13 protein-coding genes are annotated in these 15,867 nt (G+C 37.8%); 5 read left to right on the top strand and 8 right to left on the bottom strand.

Annotated features, from left to right (window positions below):
- The first annotated feature begins 26 nt into the window (after nt 1-26).
- A complete protein-coding gene (locus ABJF11_RS14180; RefSeq protein ID WP_348120535.1) occupies nt 27-380 on the top strand; it encodes a hypothetical protein in 354 nt (117 codons plus the stop codon).
- Nucleotides 381-506: 126 nt separating this feature from the next.
- On the opposite strand, the gene ABJF11_RS14175 is transcribed toward ABJF11_RS14180, so the two are convergent.
- On the bottom strand, nt 507-1,730 hold the full coding sequence (locus ABJF11_RS14175) for a clostripain-related cysteine peptidase (protein ID WP_348120534.1): 1,224 nt from the start codon (nt 1,728-1,730) through the stop codon (nt 507-509).
- A gap of 25 nt (nt 1,731-1,755) precedes the next feature.
- Here ABJF11_RS14175 and ABJF11_RS14170 point away from each other — a divergent pair, with 25 nt between their 5' ends.
- Nucleotides 1,756-4,770 (top strand): triple tyrosine motif-containing protein, encoded by a 3,015-nt coding sequence (locus ABJF11_RS14170; RefSeq protein ID WP_348120533.1) that lies wholly within the window; start codon nt 1,756-1,758, stop codon nt 4,768-4,770.
- A 661-nt stretch (nt 4,771-5,431) separates the two neighbouring features.
- Here ABJF11_RS14170 and ABJF11_RS14165 read toward each other — a convergent pair.
- Entirely contained in the window at nt 5,432-6,061 is a 630-nt protein-coding gene (locus tag ABJF11_RS14165; protein ID WP_348120532.1) for a DUF4145 domain-containing protein, read from the bottom strand.
- 75 nt (nt 6,062-6,136) lie between these two features.
- Nucleotides 6,137-6,415: a hypothetical protein gene (locus ABJF11_RS14160; protein WP_348120531.1), complete on the bottom strand. Its 279-nt coding sequence runs from the start codon at nt 6,413-6,415 to the stop codon at nt 6,137-6,139.
- A 174-nt stretch (nt 6,416-6,589) separates the two neighbouring features.
- Here ABJF11_RS14160 and ABJF11_RS14155 point away from each other — a divergent pair, with 174 nt between their 5' ends.
- Nucleotides 6,590-6,793: a helix-turn-helix transcriptional regulator gene (locus ABJF11_RS14155; protein WP_348120530.1), complete on the top strand. Its 204-nt coding sequence runs from the start codon at nt 6,590-6,592 to the stop codon at nt 6,791-6,793.
- Nucleotides 6,794-6,858: 65 nt separating this feature from the next.
- On the opposite strand, the gene ABJF11_RS14150 is transcribed toward ABJF11_RS14155, so the two are convergent.
- On the bottom strand, nt 6,859-8,124 hold the full coding sequence (locus ABJF11_RS14150) for an ATP-binding protein (protein ID WP_348120529.1): 1,266 nt from the start codon (nt 8,122-8,124) through the stop codon (nt 6,859-6,861).
- Nucleotides 8,125-8,362: 238 nt separating this feature from the next.
- Between ABJF11_RS14150 and ABJF11_RS14145 the strand changes: the two genes are divergently transcribed.
- Both ABJF11_RS14145 and mltB read left to right on the top strand, forming a co-directional pair.
- Nucleotides 8,363-10,327, top strand: coding sequence for a hypothetical protein (locus ABJF11_RS14145; RefSeq protein ID WP_348120528.1), 1,965 nt, complete (start codon nt 8,363-8,365; stop codon nt 10,325-10,327).
- Between the two features lie 282 nt (nt 10,328-10,609).
- A complete protein-coding gene (mltB, locus tag ABJF11_RS14140) occupies nt 10,610-11,620 on the top strand; it encodes a lytic murein transglycosylase B (protein WP_348120527.1) in 1,011 nt (336 codons plus the stop codon).
- Between the two features lie 62 nt (nt 11,621-11,682).
- Here the strand turns inward: mltB and ABJF11_RS14135 are convergent, their stop codons facing one another.
- The 4 genes from ABJF11_RS14135 to ABJF11_RS14120 form a co-directional block, all read right to left on the bottom strand.
- Nucleotides 11,683-12,735, bottom strand: a complete 1,053-nt coding sequence (locus ABJF11_RS14135) for a hypothetical protein (protein WP_348120526.1) — start codon at nt 12,733-12,735, stop codon at nt 11,683-11,685.
- A 254-nt stretch (nt 12,736-12,989) separates the two neighbouring features.
- Nucleotides 12,990-13,631, bottom strand: coding sequence for an SPOR domain-containing protein (locus ABJF11_RS14130; protein WP_348120525.1), 642 nt, complete (start codon nt 13,629-13,631; stop codon nt 12,990-12,992).
- A gap of 398 nt (nt 13,632-14,029) precedes the next feature.
- Entirely contained in the window at nt 14,030-14,599 is a 570-nt protein-coding gene (locus ABJF11_RS14125) for a hypothetical protein (protein ID WP_348120524.1), read from the bottom strand.
- Between the two features lie 10 nt (nt 14,600-14,609).
- Complete coding sequence (locus ABJF11_RS14120) at nt 14,610-15,554, bottom strand: hypothetical protein (protein WP_348120523.1); 945 nt, start codon at nt 15,552-15,554, stop codon at nt 14,610-14,612.
- Nucleotides 15,555-15,867 lie beyond the last annotated feature (313 nt).

Here is a 15,867-nt window from a genome sequence, read left to right as displayed (position 1 = left end):
TATTTATAACCTAAACAAATACTATTATGGCTGATACAATCATGAAAGTAAGACTAAAACTTGACGAAGATGTTTTTTTTCACCAAAATGAGGGAGAAGCTAACAAACAAAAAACTTATGCAAAGGTGGTCGATATTGATGGCAAGGCATATTTCAAAACGCAGTTTGAAATCAATACAGCACCGCAAGGCTCATCAACAGAAACTATGGAATATGCAGACTTTTTGCACGACTTAAAAGATAAAACACTCTTTTTACCGAACACATATGAAGAAGGGGGCAGTGAGTTTAAACTTAAATATAACGAAGAGTTTAAAGTATCAACCCTTTTTATTAAACTTCAAGTAGGAGCAAAAGCACCTGGAGGTAGTGGTCACTGAAAAAGAAATGCTTCATAACTTCCTTCCAAATTTATCTAATGAATTTTGGAAGGAAGTTTAGTCTACCAAACATTTGAATGAAAATATGGTACAATCCAAATCTACCAGAAGTTTACAATGCCTTCTCTAGAGGTCATCTATGTCGGTCATCAACTTTCCCCAATCCGTTTGTTTGAAATCAGTGTCTTTTATATGTCTACTAATTTTTGGTTGAAAAATTCTAGGCATCATCATAGCTTCTCGTGAAGACGGAAGTGAATATGGGCAGTATAGACTAATACCATAGGGTCTGTGCCATTCGTCCTGACTGTTATTATTATAATTAGTCTGAAAAGCAATTACCAATTTTTTATACCCATCTATCAAACTTTGGCACAATCGTGCCTCCTTTGACGGCAATACTTTTAGTAAAGTATTGAGCAATGAATACAAATCAATATACCTATTGCCAGTATCAAGCCTACGAGCCTTTATGAAGTGGTACCCAACTTTGTCTATAAAGTCCTGATTTACATCACCTTGCCCTGTATTTATATTCATCTCCTGTTTTAATCCAATCGCAAGTGAATTTAGAGTTTTAAAGAATGAATCAACTTCAGCCAGGTCCATTGCACTAACCGAAAAGTCTTTTATTGCGCATTCAAATTCTTCTCGCACAGAGTGTACAGCTGCGCTACTTAGATTATGTGCGGAGATATTAGGAGACTCTCCCAAAATCCGAAATATGTTTTTGTAATCAAAAAAATCAAGGCAAACCTCGTCTTGAGGAGCCACCAAATAATTTACTGAATTTTGAAGCGCATAAGGGGTGTCCAGGATTTGCATCCAGCAATTATTCATAATCAGGAGGTCCATTTTTTTCTTATCACCAAGCCCAATTTTTATTGCCTGATTTAGTCCTCGCATAGTTAAGCTTACACCCTTCGTTTCCCGGCTTCCCTCGAAGATTGAATATCCATTTCCATGATCCCATGTAGACAGCAAATATTTTTTTGCTATATATTGACTTTTAGTCAGACGAATAAAGTGCATTCCTATATCTTCCGGACATGTGATGTCAAAATCAGGAATTTCTTTTATGAGGCTAAAACCATTATTATTTGTGCCATTAGGCGTCAGCTTAAGTATTAGGGTAGTGAATTTATCTTTATCTGCAATTTGGTTTTGCAAGCTGTCCTTAATTAAGGGCGGCACATATTTAAGTTTGAAGTTGATACAAAAGATCACCTCGATTTTCGAACTTAACTTGACCTCCGTTATTTCTTTAAGAAAAAGTTTGAAATACCTACTGTCTGTTGCGTTTTTAATTTGAGCCAGGTATAAAACTGTCCATTCTTTTTTAGTTGCCATATGCTTGTTATCTTAAGGATTTAAAATGTTATCCAACCGATCAATAGCAACTAACTGTCTTTTCTTATTCGCCTATCTCACCACGTCCGCCCAGGAAGTGCAATCGGTTAGGTTATCTCAATTTAGGCAGAATAATGGCTTGAGTAGTAACTACGTAACCAAAATACAAAATGATGGGTATGGTTTTCTTTGGATCGGTACCCAGGAAGGGTTAAATGTCTTTGATGGAAGTTACTTTCTGACTTTTTCCAACCAATCAGATTCTAATCAAAATATCGGGGGTAGCTTGGTTCAGGACTTGATCGAAGATCATAAAAGATCCCTGCTATGGGTCCAAACTGCCTTCGGACCAGTCTGCGCTTTTGACCTAAGGAGTAGAACTATTACAAGAGCTATTACTCAAGATGGTCGTAACCAACCGTATTCGGAAGTATGGGCCCGTTGTTTTGGCCTTCATGAAGATGTGCTTTGGATTGGTGGACTAAATACAATCTCTGCTTATCACATCCCAAGTAATTCCTTTCTAAACATCAACCATATTGAAATGAGTTTAGTTGATAAAGGAGAATACAACATCAATAAAATCACTCACGACGTATTTGGAAACACCTGGTTGATGATGGATGGAAGTGGTGTTGTCATAGTGAATGAATCGATGGAAATCATTAAATCGTTTGATGCTAACATGCTAGATAATGGAAATGATCAGAAACTATTTTTTTGGGACGTTGTGACAGATGGTGAGCATATTTATATGGCTAGCAGCTGGGGCTTATTGCACCTTAAGACAGCAAAGGCTCCTGAAGAAATTAATTTAATCCGAGATACACCTAGAATATTTTCTGAAACAGCAGTCATGAGTTTAGCTTCTGTGTCTGGCTCTGTGTTATTGTTATCAACTACAGACAATGTTTTTAAGTATAACCTAAAGGAACAAAAAGTTCAAAGATTGGTGACCACGGACGAAGCTCACCAAGGAATAGCAAATGTATTTGAAATCGTCTATGTGGACACGACCGACCAAGTATGGCTTGGTACCCAATCAGGGCTTTTGTCGTTTTCGTATGGCAATAGCCCATTTACCTCCTTTTCTCAGTCTGAAGATAGCGATCTTAAAATCAACCACCTCTATGCTTTACTTCCTGAATCAGATCATAAGATACTTGCTGGAGGAAGCAATGGTGTGTACGAAATAGATGAACTCACCTCTCAAATTGTTCAATTAGATACGGCTAAAACCAACTTTCTAATTTTTAAGGATAACGAAAAAAATGTATTTGTTTCAAGTGCATCTGACCTATTCGTATTGAAAGATGGTCAGCGTGTTCCTCCTGTACATTTAAAAAACATACCTTCTGATCTTAATGGCAATCGTTTGAATGCTGCAATCAATTACAATGATTCGTTGATCATTCTCTCCAGTTTCGTTCAAAAAGGATTTACGGTTTGGAATACTAATCATAATCATGCGACTACTTTCCATCATGATTCTATTCAAGGTCAAATTCCAGAACTAAGATCAATAAATAACCTGTTTAAAAGTAGAAATAGGGATGTTCTTGTGTTAAGCAGTAATTCAGTTGTTCGCTTTAATCCAATTAACAATGATCATGGCACCTATGTTTTAAAAAAACCGATATCCAATAAGAGACTGAACAATTTCATGGACATGAACGAATCGGAAGACAGCTATTTCCTCGGCACTTATGGAGATGGATTGATTGAAACAGATAAACAGTTTAATGTCAAAAGAATTTATACTACTCACGATGGCCTAAGTAATGATTGTATCTATCGGGTTTTTAATGTCGATGATAAAAAGATGGTCATGACCTCAAATAATGGGTTGTCTATACTTGATCTTGAAACGGGCAAAACCAGCACCTATTATGAAGGGGATGGTTTGCATGGCAATGGATTCGAGCAATTCTGCGGTTATCAAAAAGACAATAAGATCTATGCCGGTGGGCCGGGAGGTTTTACGGTGATCAATACCGATCTACTGCCCACTTCAAACCCTGCTCCAGTGCTGTATCCCACCGGCATTCAAGTTGATACACCAGAAGAAAAAATAGACAGTACTGACTTGTTCATGTCCTCCTTTACCATTCCCAATGATGCGTTTAAAACCACACTAAATTTTGTCTCACCGGACTACAAAAACCCGCAACGAATGACTTATCGATATAAAATAAAAGAATTGAGCAAGGACTGGGTACTGTTGGGTAATCAGAACTTTGTAGATCTGATTGGAATTAATCCCGGTACCTATCACTTTGAGGTGCAAGCAACCAATTCGTTGGGTATGGATAGTGTACCCTTGGAAATCAAGCTGGACTTCTTGCCTAAGTGGTATCAGACCCACTGGTTCAAAGTGGTCATGCTACTGGCCGTTGCGCTGTTGATCTACTTCATTCAACGCTACCGAATGATCCAGATCCAGAAACAACAACAAATACGGACAGAGATCGCCAATGATCTGCATGATGATATCGGAAGCACGCTGAACTCCTTAAAGATCTTCACGCACCTGGCACAGTACGAACCTGAAAACAAAGATCATTTATTGCAAATTGAAGAATCCATAACAAGCGCTACCGTAGGCTTGCGAGACATGATCTGGGTATTGGAAGATGAACAGGATACCGTCTATGAAGTGATGGAAAGGATTCAAAAATTTGCCCAACCTATTTGTCTCGCCAACACCATCGAATTCAAAACCCATGTGAATGCTGACTCTGATCTGTACATTTCAAAAAAGGTCAAACGAAATTTTTTACTTATCGCTAAGGAATGCATCAACAACAGCATGAAATATGCACAATGTAATCAGATCGTGGTATCTCTTGAGCATTCAAAATCCGGGCTAATCATGATCATTGAAGACGATGGAATAGGATTCGACACAAACGAAGTAACCAGAGGCAAAGGTTTGGAAAGCATTCAGTACAGAGCTAAACAAATTCAGTTTGAATGTAAAATAGAGGCTCTCATTGGGCAAGGAACCAGAATAGAATTGATAGGCAAAAGGGGTAAATAATTGGGCGGACGACTCTAAAATGAAACAATTGTCATTAGTCTTTTTTAAAAATGGTATCCAGGCAATTCGTTTAAGTATAATTTGTGTTATTGGATGCTTAACGTACCGCTAGCCCTAACCTTTGATTCTTATTGCCAAACAGAGCGTTTACTTGGATTCTTCGTGTACTGTTTCAGATAGCAGCAATGATGTAAAACAAATCCCGGCCTTGACAACTGCCCATTGTGAAATATAATTCTATATTATAATTATGATGTCATAATAAGATTACGAGGTTTAGGTAGACGCTCTGCCGTGTGCTGCCCTTACCAGGCACCTACTAGAACTCAGGCAAAGCTTGTCGTTCAAAGTTTCCTTATTCGGGTAATAGTTCATCCGAAACGTCGGCCAGGTCGTTTTCAAACCTGACTGCCGTCAGGCGGGTACGCCATTCGTGGTGATCAGGATTTTGTCTGTGATACACAAGCCGCTGGGCTTTTACCGGGGTGCGTAGCCTTTTTTCATTGCGCCCGACGATTCGGCGAAAATGTAAACAAAAATCTAACGGCGCGCCAATGCGACAAAATAAATCACTCTCCACACACAACCCACCGCACCCTCAGTATTTTCCCTTGCCAGCCCGCCTAGACGTACAAAGTTATACTTAACATAATATTACACTTCATTTCTTTCTAAGGCTTTTGGTTCTTCTTTGTACGATATACAATGTTCTTAGCAGATGATTGACAGCTTCTAAAGCAGCTTCCAATGCCGATCTTGATGGACTTTTTATTTGATGCGTACTTATGTTTCCAATTTCTCGAAGTGCGTCAATTATTTCATGGTCATTAACTGAGATTAATCCCAATTCAAGAATTTTATCAATTTTGGCTTTTAGGTTTCGTCCAGCAATTTTCTTATACACACAAACGCCCTCAACTACCATTCTAAGTCCTACACCAGCTAAAGTATCAGCATCATTTTCTAGCACTATCTTAAGTTCATCATAGAGATAATACAGTATCGATGGTAATTCAGATTGATCATCATAAGACAAGTATTCATATGCTGGAAACCGATCTGGATCTTTGGGGAATTGTTCTTCATAATAAACAACATCATCCTCTCTATCGATATCTTCTGGTGCAGCCCATTTATGGAGAAAACTTGTAGAATCACACCCTAAACATTGCACAATAGAATATCTATGGATTTCCTCTTCTTCCTTGTTATCATACTCAAATTTCCCATGAACTAAATGATTAGTCTCTGTTCTACATGAATTGCAGTATGCCTTAATCTTGTTATCCATATTTCTCAAAGTTTAATTCATTTTATCAATTCTAATTTGGAGACATAGGATTTCAAACTCTTGCTCCCTACTCTATTATGAATCTTGAGTCTTATTCATTTCCTTTTCAGCGGTTATGAAAAATTCAACCAGAAAGTAAAAATCAGTGGCAATATCTTCAAAATCTCCTGGCAACGCGTCATGTTCACTGATTAAATAGAGCATATAAATCTTTAACAGACTATGTTTCAATTGCCGGGGTGGTGTAAAACTCAACATATTATCTAATTCGGATATGATCTCTTCAGTCACTTTTGTGTTTTTTGGGAGTACAAAGGCTTGATTTCCTTGAGAGTTGTCATTTGGAGTCGACATATTGGAAAATATTTATTATATAAGTATAACTTATGTAAAGTTAACTTCAACTTTTATAATAACAAGCAAATATTAAATTAATGCTTTAATTAAGTTAAGTATGACTTATAAATAGTCAAGTTGAACTTATTGATTTGAGGCTTTTAGTGCTTATTTTCAAGCTTTGAATAGGATATGGAAGACCGAATTAACAGAATCAAAGAAGTCCTTGTCATTCAAGGTAAATCGCAAAAATGGCTTGCCGAACAGGTAGGCATCAGCACCACGGCGATGACTGCAATATGTAACAACAAATCTCAACCTCACCTAAAGGATATGAAGCGAATGGCTGCTATTTTGGAAGTGGATATTAGAGAGTTGTTAGTGAGAACAACATAAAAATAAAGTAAAAATTTCAACCTGGCTTTATTTGATTAATTCACTCAATCCTCTCTGTATATGAATTAACTAAAAAGCTTTAGTTGTCTTTGATTTTCACCAGGAAGTGCTCCGTACTTCCCAGACAAGTAGTCTTTTTCAAATGATGCATCATTTCTAACCTTAAGTGAATAAATCGATTCTATTTTAGAGGAAAATGATAAAGTTTTGGATACAAAGAGCATTTGGTCTCTTCTCAAAATATCAATATTCAATATGCTTGTATTATGCGTAGTGAAGACAAGCTGAGATCCATGTTGATTATCATCAGAATTAAATAAGTGTATAATCATTCGTGACAGTAATGGATGAAGTCTTGCATCTATCTCGTCAATAATTAATGGACGTCCTTCCATCAGACTTAGAATAATTGGCCCTGCCAATGCAAAGAACTTCTGCGTTCCCTGAGATTCTTCTTTCTTGAAATCCATTAATACATCATTCGATTCTCCCCCATGTTGATCAAAAGATTTATGTTTTGTTTTAATATCAACATGTTTGGGAATTTTGGAAACTACCAGGTTTCTTATGTCCTCAGATAGAAAGCCATATTGATTTGGGTCAATTTCCGTTTCATTAATCTCAACATCAAAGTATCCAAAATCGCCAGCATGTAATAATTTTTTCAAGTAACTCTTAAACTTAAGGTTATTCAAAAGAGATGCAGTGTAGTTAATATACCCTCCATAGTTGGTATCGGTAATAATTGTTAGTTCTTCAAACCATTGATAAAGTGGTCTGGATATTGTACCGTTGTATTGAGCAAGTGCAGAAAGAAAGAGAGCGTTCTGTCTTATACTCTCATGTTTGATATTCCACGCTTCACGAAAACTGTTGTCGATTTCAAATTCATCGGCAGTTCTTTCAAAATACCTTTTTTCTTGACGTTTCAAAGTATAGAAAAGCCATTCTTTTCTAACCATATACTTATCCACCTCAAATCCATACCTATACTTTGTGTCATTAACGATGAACTCAATTTCAAAGAAACTTGGTTTGCTTAAAGAGCCTGTATTCAATTTGAAACAGTCAACATTAATTTTTTCCGTAGCGTGAATCTGAATAAACGAATTCATAACAAAAGACTTCATAAAGCTTAAAGTCTTTATTACGTTACTCTTTCCGCTAGAATTTGCACCGAACAAGCCAACACTTTTTAGTAAACTGGCTCCTTTTATTGGGGGTTCAAAAGTGTTTGTACCTACCAATTCCTTTATCGGTGAACTTTCTAATGACAATTCAATTTTATCATTGAAAGAAAGGAAGTTAGCAACCGATAGCTTTATAATCATATTTACATCATTTCGAGAAAAACTCTCAATAAACATTATAAATCTAATAAACAAGCACGTAAATTTATTTCTATTGAGAATAATTCACATTTATCACTTGATTAATTTGCTATTAAATGAGAATATTCCGTACTTTATGTCAGATTTTAGTTCAATTTACTATATTAATGGATTCGAATGAGATAATCTCTCAACTTCCTGCAAATATGTGAATCAAAGAGAAATTTAATAATAAAGTATGACCACCCAAGATTTACATACCGTCTTTATCAAACATGATGGAGCATTTCAGTCATTGACTAAAAAAGCTATGGCTGACATTCTTATTAAGATTATTTTTTTAAACACTAAGAACGGAAGTAAAATCAACCTTAAGGATATAAAGCATCATCTAGAAAACTATGCTCAGGTTAAATTCAACCAAAAAGATATTGAATCTTCTCTAGGTGACCTTAGAAGCAAACGTAGAATAAAATACAAAAATGGTGAATACTACATAGACCCTAACCATAGAGATGAAATTCAAAAACAAGCTAGTATACATGGCCAAAATAAAGACCAAGTCCTAAATCACTGGTTTGGAAGTTCGGAATCAGATTCTGAGATAATAAAAGATTGGTTCGAAAAATTGATAATTAAGTTCTTTCAGGATTATCGATATGACTGGATAAATGATTTGCGAAGTAGAAGGGTAAATGGTAATAAGAAAACTCCGAATATTAAAAATTTGCTATCATCTAGTTTTGAAGAAATTGATATTGTTGAAACAGATCGGAGCTGGCTAAAAAAACAATTCGTTGGTTTTTTGGAAAGCGGACGGGGCGAAGACAACGAACTGCTTTGGTATTACGGTTGTTCAATGTTTGCTTCTACTCTTTTAACTGCCAGGAACTTTGCAGATGACCTAAGTTTCGATCTATTCAAGAATTCAACTTTTGTCTTAGATACGAATATCTTGATGATCCTAGAATTAGAAGCACATTCTCTATATGATGCATTTAGAGCAATAGAAGAAACCTTTGAGCAACTTAACATAAAGCCAATTTACTTTCAAATTAGTAAAGAAGAGTATTTAAGAGCACTTGATCATAAACGAATTTCAACTCTTACGGCATTAGAAAAGTTTGATATTGAAATATTCAAAGAATCTGATTGTCCATTTATTAATACAGCCTTAAAAAGGAAATGTTGCTCCATAGAGGATTTTAAACGCTATTTTAAGCAGTTGTCCGATTTGCCAGAATTTATTTGCGAGAGCCTTGAGCTCAAAAATGAAGATTATCAGCCACTCGTTGACAAAATAGAAAAGTCTGGTAACGATGAAAAAGTAAAAAATCAGATTGATACTATTCATAGAAGGAGAACAGGTCAACCAAAGCGTGATAAACCTAAAGTTCATGATGCGGGCCTCATCGGAGGAGCAAAATTCTTAAGATCTAATGGCCCTGTTTGGATATTAACCAAAGACGGTACAATTCGAGAGTACTCAAATGAGAATCTAATTAGAGATGAATACCCTCTTGCTATAGGAATTGATTCTTTTATTCAAATGTTGGCAATAAGCAATGGCGGCGCTACAAATACTGCTTCGAACTTTGCTCCTCTTTTTGCTCAGATAGTACAATCCTCATTAACTCCCGAAAAAGATACATTTAGAATGGAGGACTTGTACTTTATCCTGGAATCTAAAATCGGAATTGAAAGACTACCAAACAATATGATAGTTGAAGTAGCGCAAAGGGTAAATAGACTTAGGTTTTCTGGATTATCTGATGATGAAATAGCTTTGGAAATTCGGAGAGCTTATGAAGCCTCAAAACTTGACATGGAAAGAGAATTAGAAGATTATAAGACCTCGAAATTTAAATTCAAAAGTGAAAGCGAAAAATTAGCACGTTCAAATATTGGTTTAACGAAACAACTTGTAGATGAAAAATTCAAAAGTTGGCTTCATGAGGAAAGATTAAAAGTTCTGGTTTCTTGGGGAAAACTTACCGGGTTACTAATTTTACTTTCTATTCTTTTGCACTTTCTTATTAGTTATGCCTCTGATACAAATCCAATAATGGCAATTGCTTTATCATTTGCCATTGAACTAGCAATTATTTTTTCTTTTAAACTTAACCTAAAGTGGACATTCCGAATATCCAAGGCTTCAAAGAATGAGAAAAAGGATTCTCTTGAAAAAGAGAATCTACAATGAATGTCATGCTTATACGACAAGAAGATGCAAATTTACACCTTTGCATCGCACACATTCACCTTTCCTCTCCCCTTTTGCCAACCCCGAACCGAAGCTTGCATTAACATAACGTAGGACATTATATAACACTTCCATTGTTATTATTGCACGGCTGTCTATCAGTTTTCGTATTGCTAGAGATTTGTAGTTGATAATTGGATATTCTACTTTCGTTTACGAGTACTTTAAACAAAATTCTATCGTGCAAATCGCCATTCTACATAAATCAACCCATATCCATTTATGAGATCTATCCAGTCAATGCTTACCAATGGGTTCTATTTATTCGTCTTACTTTCTTTGGGATTGATTCATCCGCAGATCGGTCATGCACAGGTCAACCAAACGGATGTGGATGACTTCGTCCGCCAGAGTGCTTATCAGCAAAAAAGACCTCTGACAGAGGTTGATGATATTATATCCCAAGCCAAATTTCTACCAGAGGTCATTGAGAAAATGACGCGCCCTGCCGAAAAGACGATGACATGGGAGCGCTATCGCAAAATATTCATGACTCCCGAACGAATCAATGCCGGGGTAGAGTTTTGGGAGAAAAATGAAGTTGCCCTAAGCAAGGTAAGTACAGAAACGGGTGTGTCTGTAGAAGCCATAATTGGTATCATAGGCGTAGAGACCTACTTTGGACAACGCATGGGTACCTATCGGGTGTTAGACGCTTTGTACACTTTGGCTTTTGGATATGCTAGAAGGTCATCTTTTTTCAAAGCAGAATTGAGAAAATTCCTTGAACTCTGTGAAAAAGAAGGACTCGATCCACTGGTCATCAAAGGGTCGTATGCCGGGGCCATTGGTTTTGGACAATTTATGCCGAGTAGTTACCTCGCCTATGCGAAAAGCTATGACCTTGAGACTGGCGCAGACCTGGTCAATCAAGTCGAAGATGGTATCACGAGTGTAGCTAACTATCTCAAAGTGCATCGATGGAACACCGGAGGACTAGTCGCGGTACAAGCCACAAAAAATAACCACTCTGAGGACTTATCCAAGCAAAGTATAAAACCATCAAATACCATCTCGTATTACACACAGAAAGGATATGAACCGGTGAAACCAGTCGATCCTACTGAATTGGTCTCTCTTCAGGTCATGGAAATGGATGATGGCAGCCAGGAGTATTGGGTCACATTCAAAAACTTCTATGTGATCACTCGCTACAACCACAGTTCACTCTATGCGCTTGCTGTGTTTCAGCTCGGTGAAGCTGTCAAACTAGCTCGTCAGACTGGCGAATAATCATTTTGGCGAACCCATAATTATTATCGAACGACACTCGTCTTTCCGGTGAAATTGTCAAATTAAGAATCCGGCCAATAGGTAACCGTCCGGATTTTGAATTGCTTAGGATCGCGTACATGGCCTGGTCCAAGAGGTAGGTAACGAAGCGATTGTAGCCATATCCCTTTATCATCAAACTGATATTCATGTTGAAAATCACTCTTCACAGAGTTATTTTCATAGTTGATTTCTCGCTGTAAGCGGTCTTCTACCTCATCGAGATAATAATCTTTGGATAGCCAAATCTTCCGGTTCAATTGTTTGCCTTTGCGATAGTCTACGATGATAGCACCTGCATTTCCATAGTTATAGCGGAGCTCGTCCTGTAGCGTATAAGTACCTGGGCCTGTGAGTTTGTAGTACTTCTGAAAAGAGAATCTGGCGTCATTCAAATAGTGTATTGAATCAATTCTGGTGTATTCGCTACTGATAAGAAGGTCTTTGGTTCGTTTTATTTCCAATTGATCGCTGTTTAAATATTCCCAATCTATGATCAGGATATTTTTTGTACCATCAAAGTGCACTTGTTTGATTGGTCTATTCGATGGATCATGAGTCGTGGTCACAAGCAATTTGAGCAGACCCTGATTGGAATAGAATGACTTTGTTCTGATTCGACTAAAACCGACATATACGCTGATGACTTTCTCCGTCAACGCCCCGTTTACGTCATAATCCCATTGGACGTAATTCAAAGAGTCCAATCCATTATACCTCCTTTTTAATTGCCTTTGAGTGACCAAAAGAATGTTGTCTGCATTCATTGTTTCGTTGAGATAATCTGTAATCGTCCATCGACCCAAGGTATCATAGGTGTATTTTACCACCTCGCATTTTCGTCGCGTGCCTTGAACGGGTACACATTTTTTAGTAGTTAGCACTCTACCAGCTGTATCATAGTTGACAATATCCCAATTTGTATATTCATTGAATCTATAATCGGGATTTCCAAATAGCAATTTTACATTATCATAGGTCCTGGTAGAAACCATATTCACCTTGAGCTGGGCCTGGGCGTAAAAAGAAATTAAAAGAAGGCTGATGCAAATGAGTTTAGAGTAGTACGTGTTCATGGTTGATGATTGATTACGTGATGCGTCCCGCCCACATATAATAATGGGCAAGTAAATGTCCGTATAATTATAACCTAATTCAATACCGAATAACAGTGATTTTCAACTCACTGTGCTGTGAACAGAATTAGTTTAAGACAAGTAGCAGCCTTCACTTACAGCTACGGACTGAGGTCATTTTCGCAACGTACGATCAGTTGGATCCATGATCACACTACATCAGCTACAAAGAATTGATTGTATCTGGATTCAAATTAATACTTCAATATCCAAGGGTCATTTCCATCGGCTGTACTGATGGATGTGGAAGAGCTTGTGGCTTGGTCTCTAGTATCATAGTCACCAAGAGTCACCCGATAGAATCGATTATTTTCGTAAGGTTCTATCATTTTTACGTTTTTTCCTTCTGCAGCCAGCTCATTGCAATAGTCCATTGCCAGATCGCCATCTATACTACTAGAGACCACAATATAGAACCGTCCGGTGGCTGAAGAAATGATTTCAACTATTCCACCTCTTAATTTATTGGCGATATCCTCCAGTTTTTCATTTACTATAGCAAGCTGATCTTTAGGGTATTGTTCTTTGGGCAACAGAGACGATGCTGATGTGTATGAGGACTTGGCGGCTTCCCAACTCTCTTCTTCAAATTCCCCATCGCCTTTTTGAATCAACCTTTCATAATCAGCTTTCCTTTTAGCTGCTCGCTCCTGGAGTCTTTTCTTCTTTTCTGCAGCGGCTTCTCTTGCTATTTGCTCTTGACGTGCTTTTTCTTTTGCTTCCTGCTCAGGTACGTACATGAACCAGTACCACGCTCCTACCAATCCAATGATTACAACCACGATGGTTACAATTAGGCCTGTTTTTGGTCCGCCACTATTTGAATCACTTTCCATTATCGAAATTATGGTTAATTAAAAAAATATAGGTTGAGGGTAAGCCTCATTTTCAGTTAATGACTCAATTTCGGTAAAAGTCTTTTGAAAACATTGCCACAGGTAAATATTTTCGTTCGAAGCAATGATTTTACTAATCAGGTTCCAACAAAAAGTTTAGTCTTTTTCTCTATTTGGATTCCCCAAGGAAGCCAGTGAATAAGCCTTTTCTAGAAAACCTGACTTATTCTTAATGATTTCTGACATAGATATTAATACAAAAAAACCGCCGTTTGAACCGCAAGATTCTATTATAAACCTTGTGCTATCTAAACGACGGTTGGAAAATATGTACTGATAGTTTTCGGGGTGGCTGCTGAGCCAAAACTCTCCTCTTATGAGTTACTTACACCAGAGCATTAAAAAGTTGGCAAGGTAAGCTGCACATTGGTAGTAGAAGAATCACCGCTCTTGCCGCAGGTAATTATCGGATCTGAGGCTCCAGGTGGGGCACCGTTTACCCAGGCCCATCCTACTGCCGTATTTTGCCCATAACCATTTGAGGTGCAGTTGATAGGATTGGACGCAGGTGGCGCATGCTCATAGGTATCTACCAGCGTGACTGTAATGGCGGCAGCGTACCCGTTAGATCCAAAGACCAAAAAATTGAGTGTGATATAACTATCGCCTCCACCGCAATCTTCAAATACGGCCCATTTTTCTTCTGTGTTTTTAACGGCAGTGGAATTCTTACCAATAGTAAAGGCGTTGCTAAAATCCATAGGATACCAGCAAGCTTCATTGATGTATCCTTGATAGTAGGCAGCAGCAGAATTGTTGTTGGTAATGCTGAGCGTCCAATTCTGCCCCCCGTAGGATACAGATGGAAGCGTGATTAGCACCATGATGATCATAGTCAGGTATAGGCCTGCTTTTCTCATCATGAGATTCTGCTTGTTCAACTTGAGTTGTTTGTTTTTAGTTTTCATTTCGGTCTTGTTATGATTTAGTTACGATTGCGTTAAGAATAAAAGTTTGTTGATTGACAGCTACCATATCAGTTCCGTTGGCATAAATCAGCCTCAGCTGATAGAGTTGATAGGTAGTGGGTCCTTCTGATGATGAAGTCACTGTCCCCTGGTATTTATAAGTCACAGACGAATCAATATTAATCGAGCTTCCAGATGTCCTGGAACTAGATTGATCAAAAGCTACTGTGAGACCCAGACCCAGGCATTTTAGTACTCCTCCTGGGCTTACGCTGGCACTTATGTTTAAACTCTTAGTGAACGTTTGTGCCTGAGAAGTAGTATTCGTGCAACCAGTAGTGGTTGATTTCGATACCTGTATGGAGTCGTCTTTAGCTTTTGGTACCGTGCCATTGTCCAATTGAAACCACTGCGCGTGAGCGGTCAATGGCTGAGCAACAGAAGAAACTGTGACACTTTGCACGGTGAAACCACCTAATGTAGTCGTTTGACTAATTGAGATTGAGTTCACATTTCCTTGGCCTGTACCAGTGTCTTGTTGCATGAAGCTGCTTGGAATTTGTATCGTCTGCGTAGAGGGTGCGACTTGGTAATTCACTGTCCCAACAGAAGATCCATTTACACTCACCTCGCAGGTGCCTCCATTACCACTTCCAGAAAGTTCAATTTCAAGTTGAATGTCGCAATTGAAAGGGGTCGTAAGATTCAAGCCTAATGGATGGCCTGGAAAGACATCCCACTGTCCATCTCCACTATGACTAGCCACCACAAAATTTGGTGATGTGCTAGAGGCCGGAGTTACAGTCTGGGTAGGAACAGCGGCAAAAGAAACATCATCTAGTTTGATAAGTGGACCTGGATTAGCACCATACTTTTCATACCCGGTTATATCTGGAGGGCCTTCGGTTAGGATCCATCCGTCAATGGTCTGATTAAATTCTAGTAGTTTTTCCATTATATGATTTCTAGTTGTTGATAATAACTATACAATAGTATTAGCTATAGAAACCAGATTGATACCCCATTAGAGGTATAGAAAAGCTTACCTGATAGTAGGTAGATACCACCAAAAAGGGTTATGAAATGAAGGTAAAATTTGAGTTAGGCTGTCATGGGTTACCCTTGAGTTAAACCTGAAATATGCATTAGATAATCTATTCCAATCATAAAGCACTTTGAAATAGACACTTAACATATATTTATTGAATCACCATAGCGGTGCTATGCCTCTTCAATATAAGTGCCTCTTTCTTTGCGCTTTATAGCTT

It is taken from the genome of Reichenbachiella sp., from assembly GCF_039941815.1.
Classification (GTDB): domain Bacteria; phylum Bacteroidota; class Bacteroidia; order Cytophagales; family Cyclobacteriaceae; genus Reichenbachiella.
The sequence above is the reverse complement of the archived record's forward strand: the minus strand, read 5'-3'. Positions and strand labels throughout refer to the sequence as shown.

Bases quoted from the DNA above. Each gene is read 5' to 3' on its own strand.
- ABJF11_RS14125 (WP_348120524.1), bottom strand. From the start codon at position 14,599: ATGAAAACTAAAAACAAACAACTCAAGTTGAACAAGCAGAATCTCATG.
- ABJF11_RS14155 (WP_348120530.1), top strand. From the start codon at position 6,590: ATGGAAGACCGAATTAACAGAATCAAAGAAGTCCTTGTCATTCAAGGT.
- ABJF11_RS14165 (WP_348120532.1), bottom strand. From the start codon at position 6,061: ATGGATAACAAGATTAAGGCATACTGCAATTCATGTAGAACAGAGACT.
- ABJF11_RS14130 (WP_348120525.1), bottom strand. From the start codon at position 13,631: ATGGAAAGTGATTCAAATAGTGGCGGACCAAAAACAGGCCTAATTGTA.
- ABJF11_RS14135 (WP_348120526.1), bottom strand. From the start codon at position 12,735: ATGAACACGTACTACTCTAAACTCATTTGCATCAGCCTTCTTTTAATT.
- ABJF11_RS14175 (WP_348120534.1), bottom strand. From the start codon at position 1,730: ATGGCAACTAAAAAAGAATGGACAGTTTTATACCTGGCTCAAATTAAA.
- mltB (WP_348120527.1), top strand. From the start codon at position 10,610: ATGAGATCTATCCAGTCAATGCTTACCAATGGGTTCTATTTATTCGTC.
- ABJF11_RS14120 (WP_348120523.1), bottom strand. From the start codon at position 15,554: ATGGAAAAACTACTAGAATTTAATCAGACCATTGACGGATGGATCCTA.
- ABJF11_RS14180 (WP_348120535.1), top strand. From the start codon at position 27: ATGGCTGATACAATCATGAAAGTAAGACTAAAACTTGACGAAGATGTT.
- ABJF11_RS14170 (WP_348120533.1), top strand. From the start codon at position 1,756: ATGTTATCCAACCGATCAATAGCAACTAACTGTCTTTTCTTATTCGCC.
- ABJF11_RS14150 (WP_348120529.1), bottom strand. From the start codon at position 8,124: ATGATTATAAAGCTATCGGTTGCTAACTTCCTTTCTTTCAATGATAAA.
- ABJF11_RS14145 (WP_348120528.1), top strand. From the start codon at position 8,363: ATGACCACCCAAGATTTACATACCGTCTTTATCAAACATGATGGAGCA.
- ABJF11_RS14160 (WP_348120531.1), bottom strand. From the start codon at position 6,415: ATGTCGACTCCAAATGACAACTCTCAAGGAAATCAAGCCTTTGTACTC.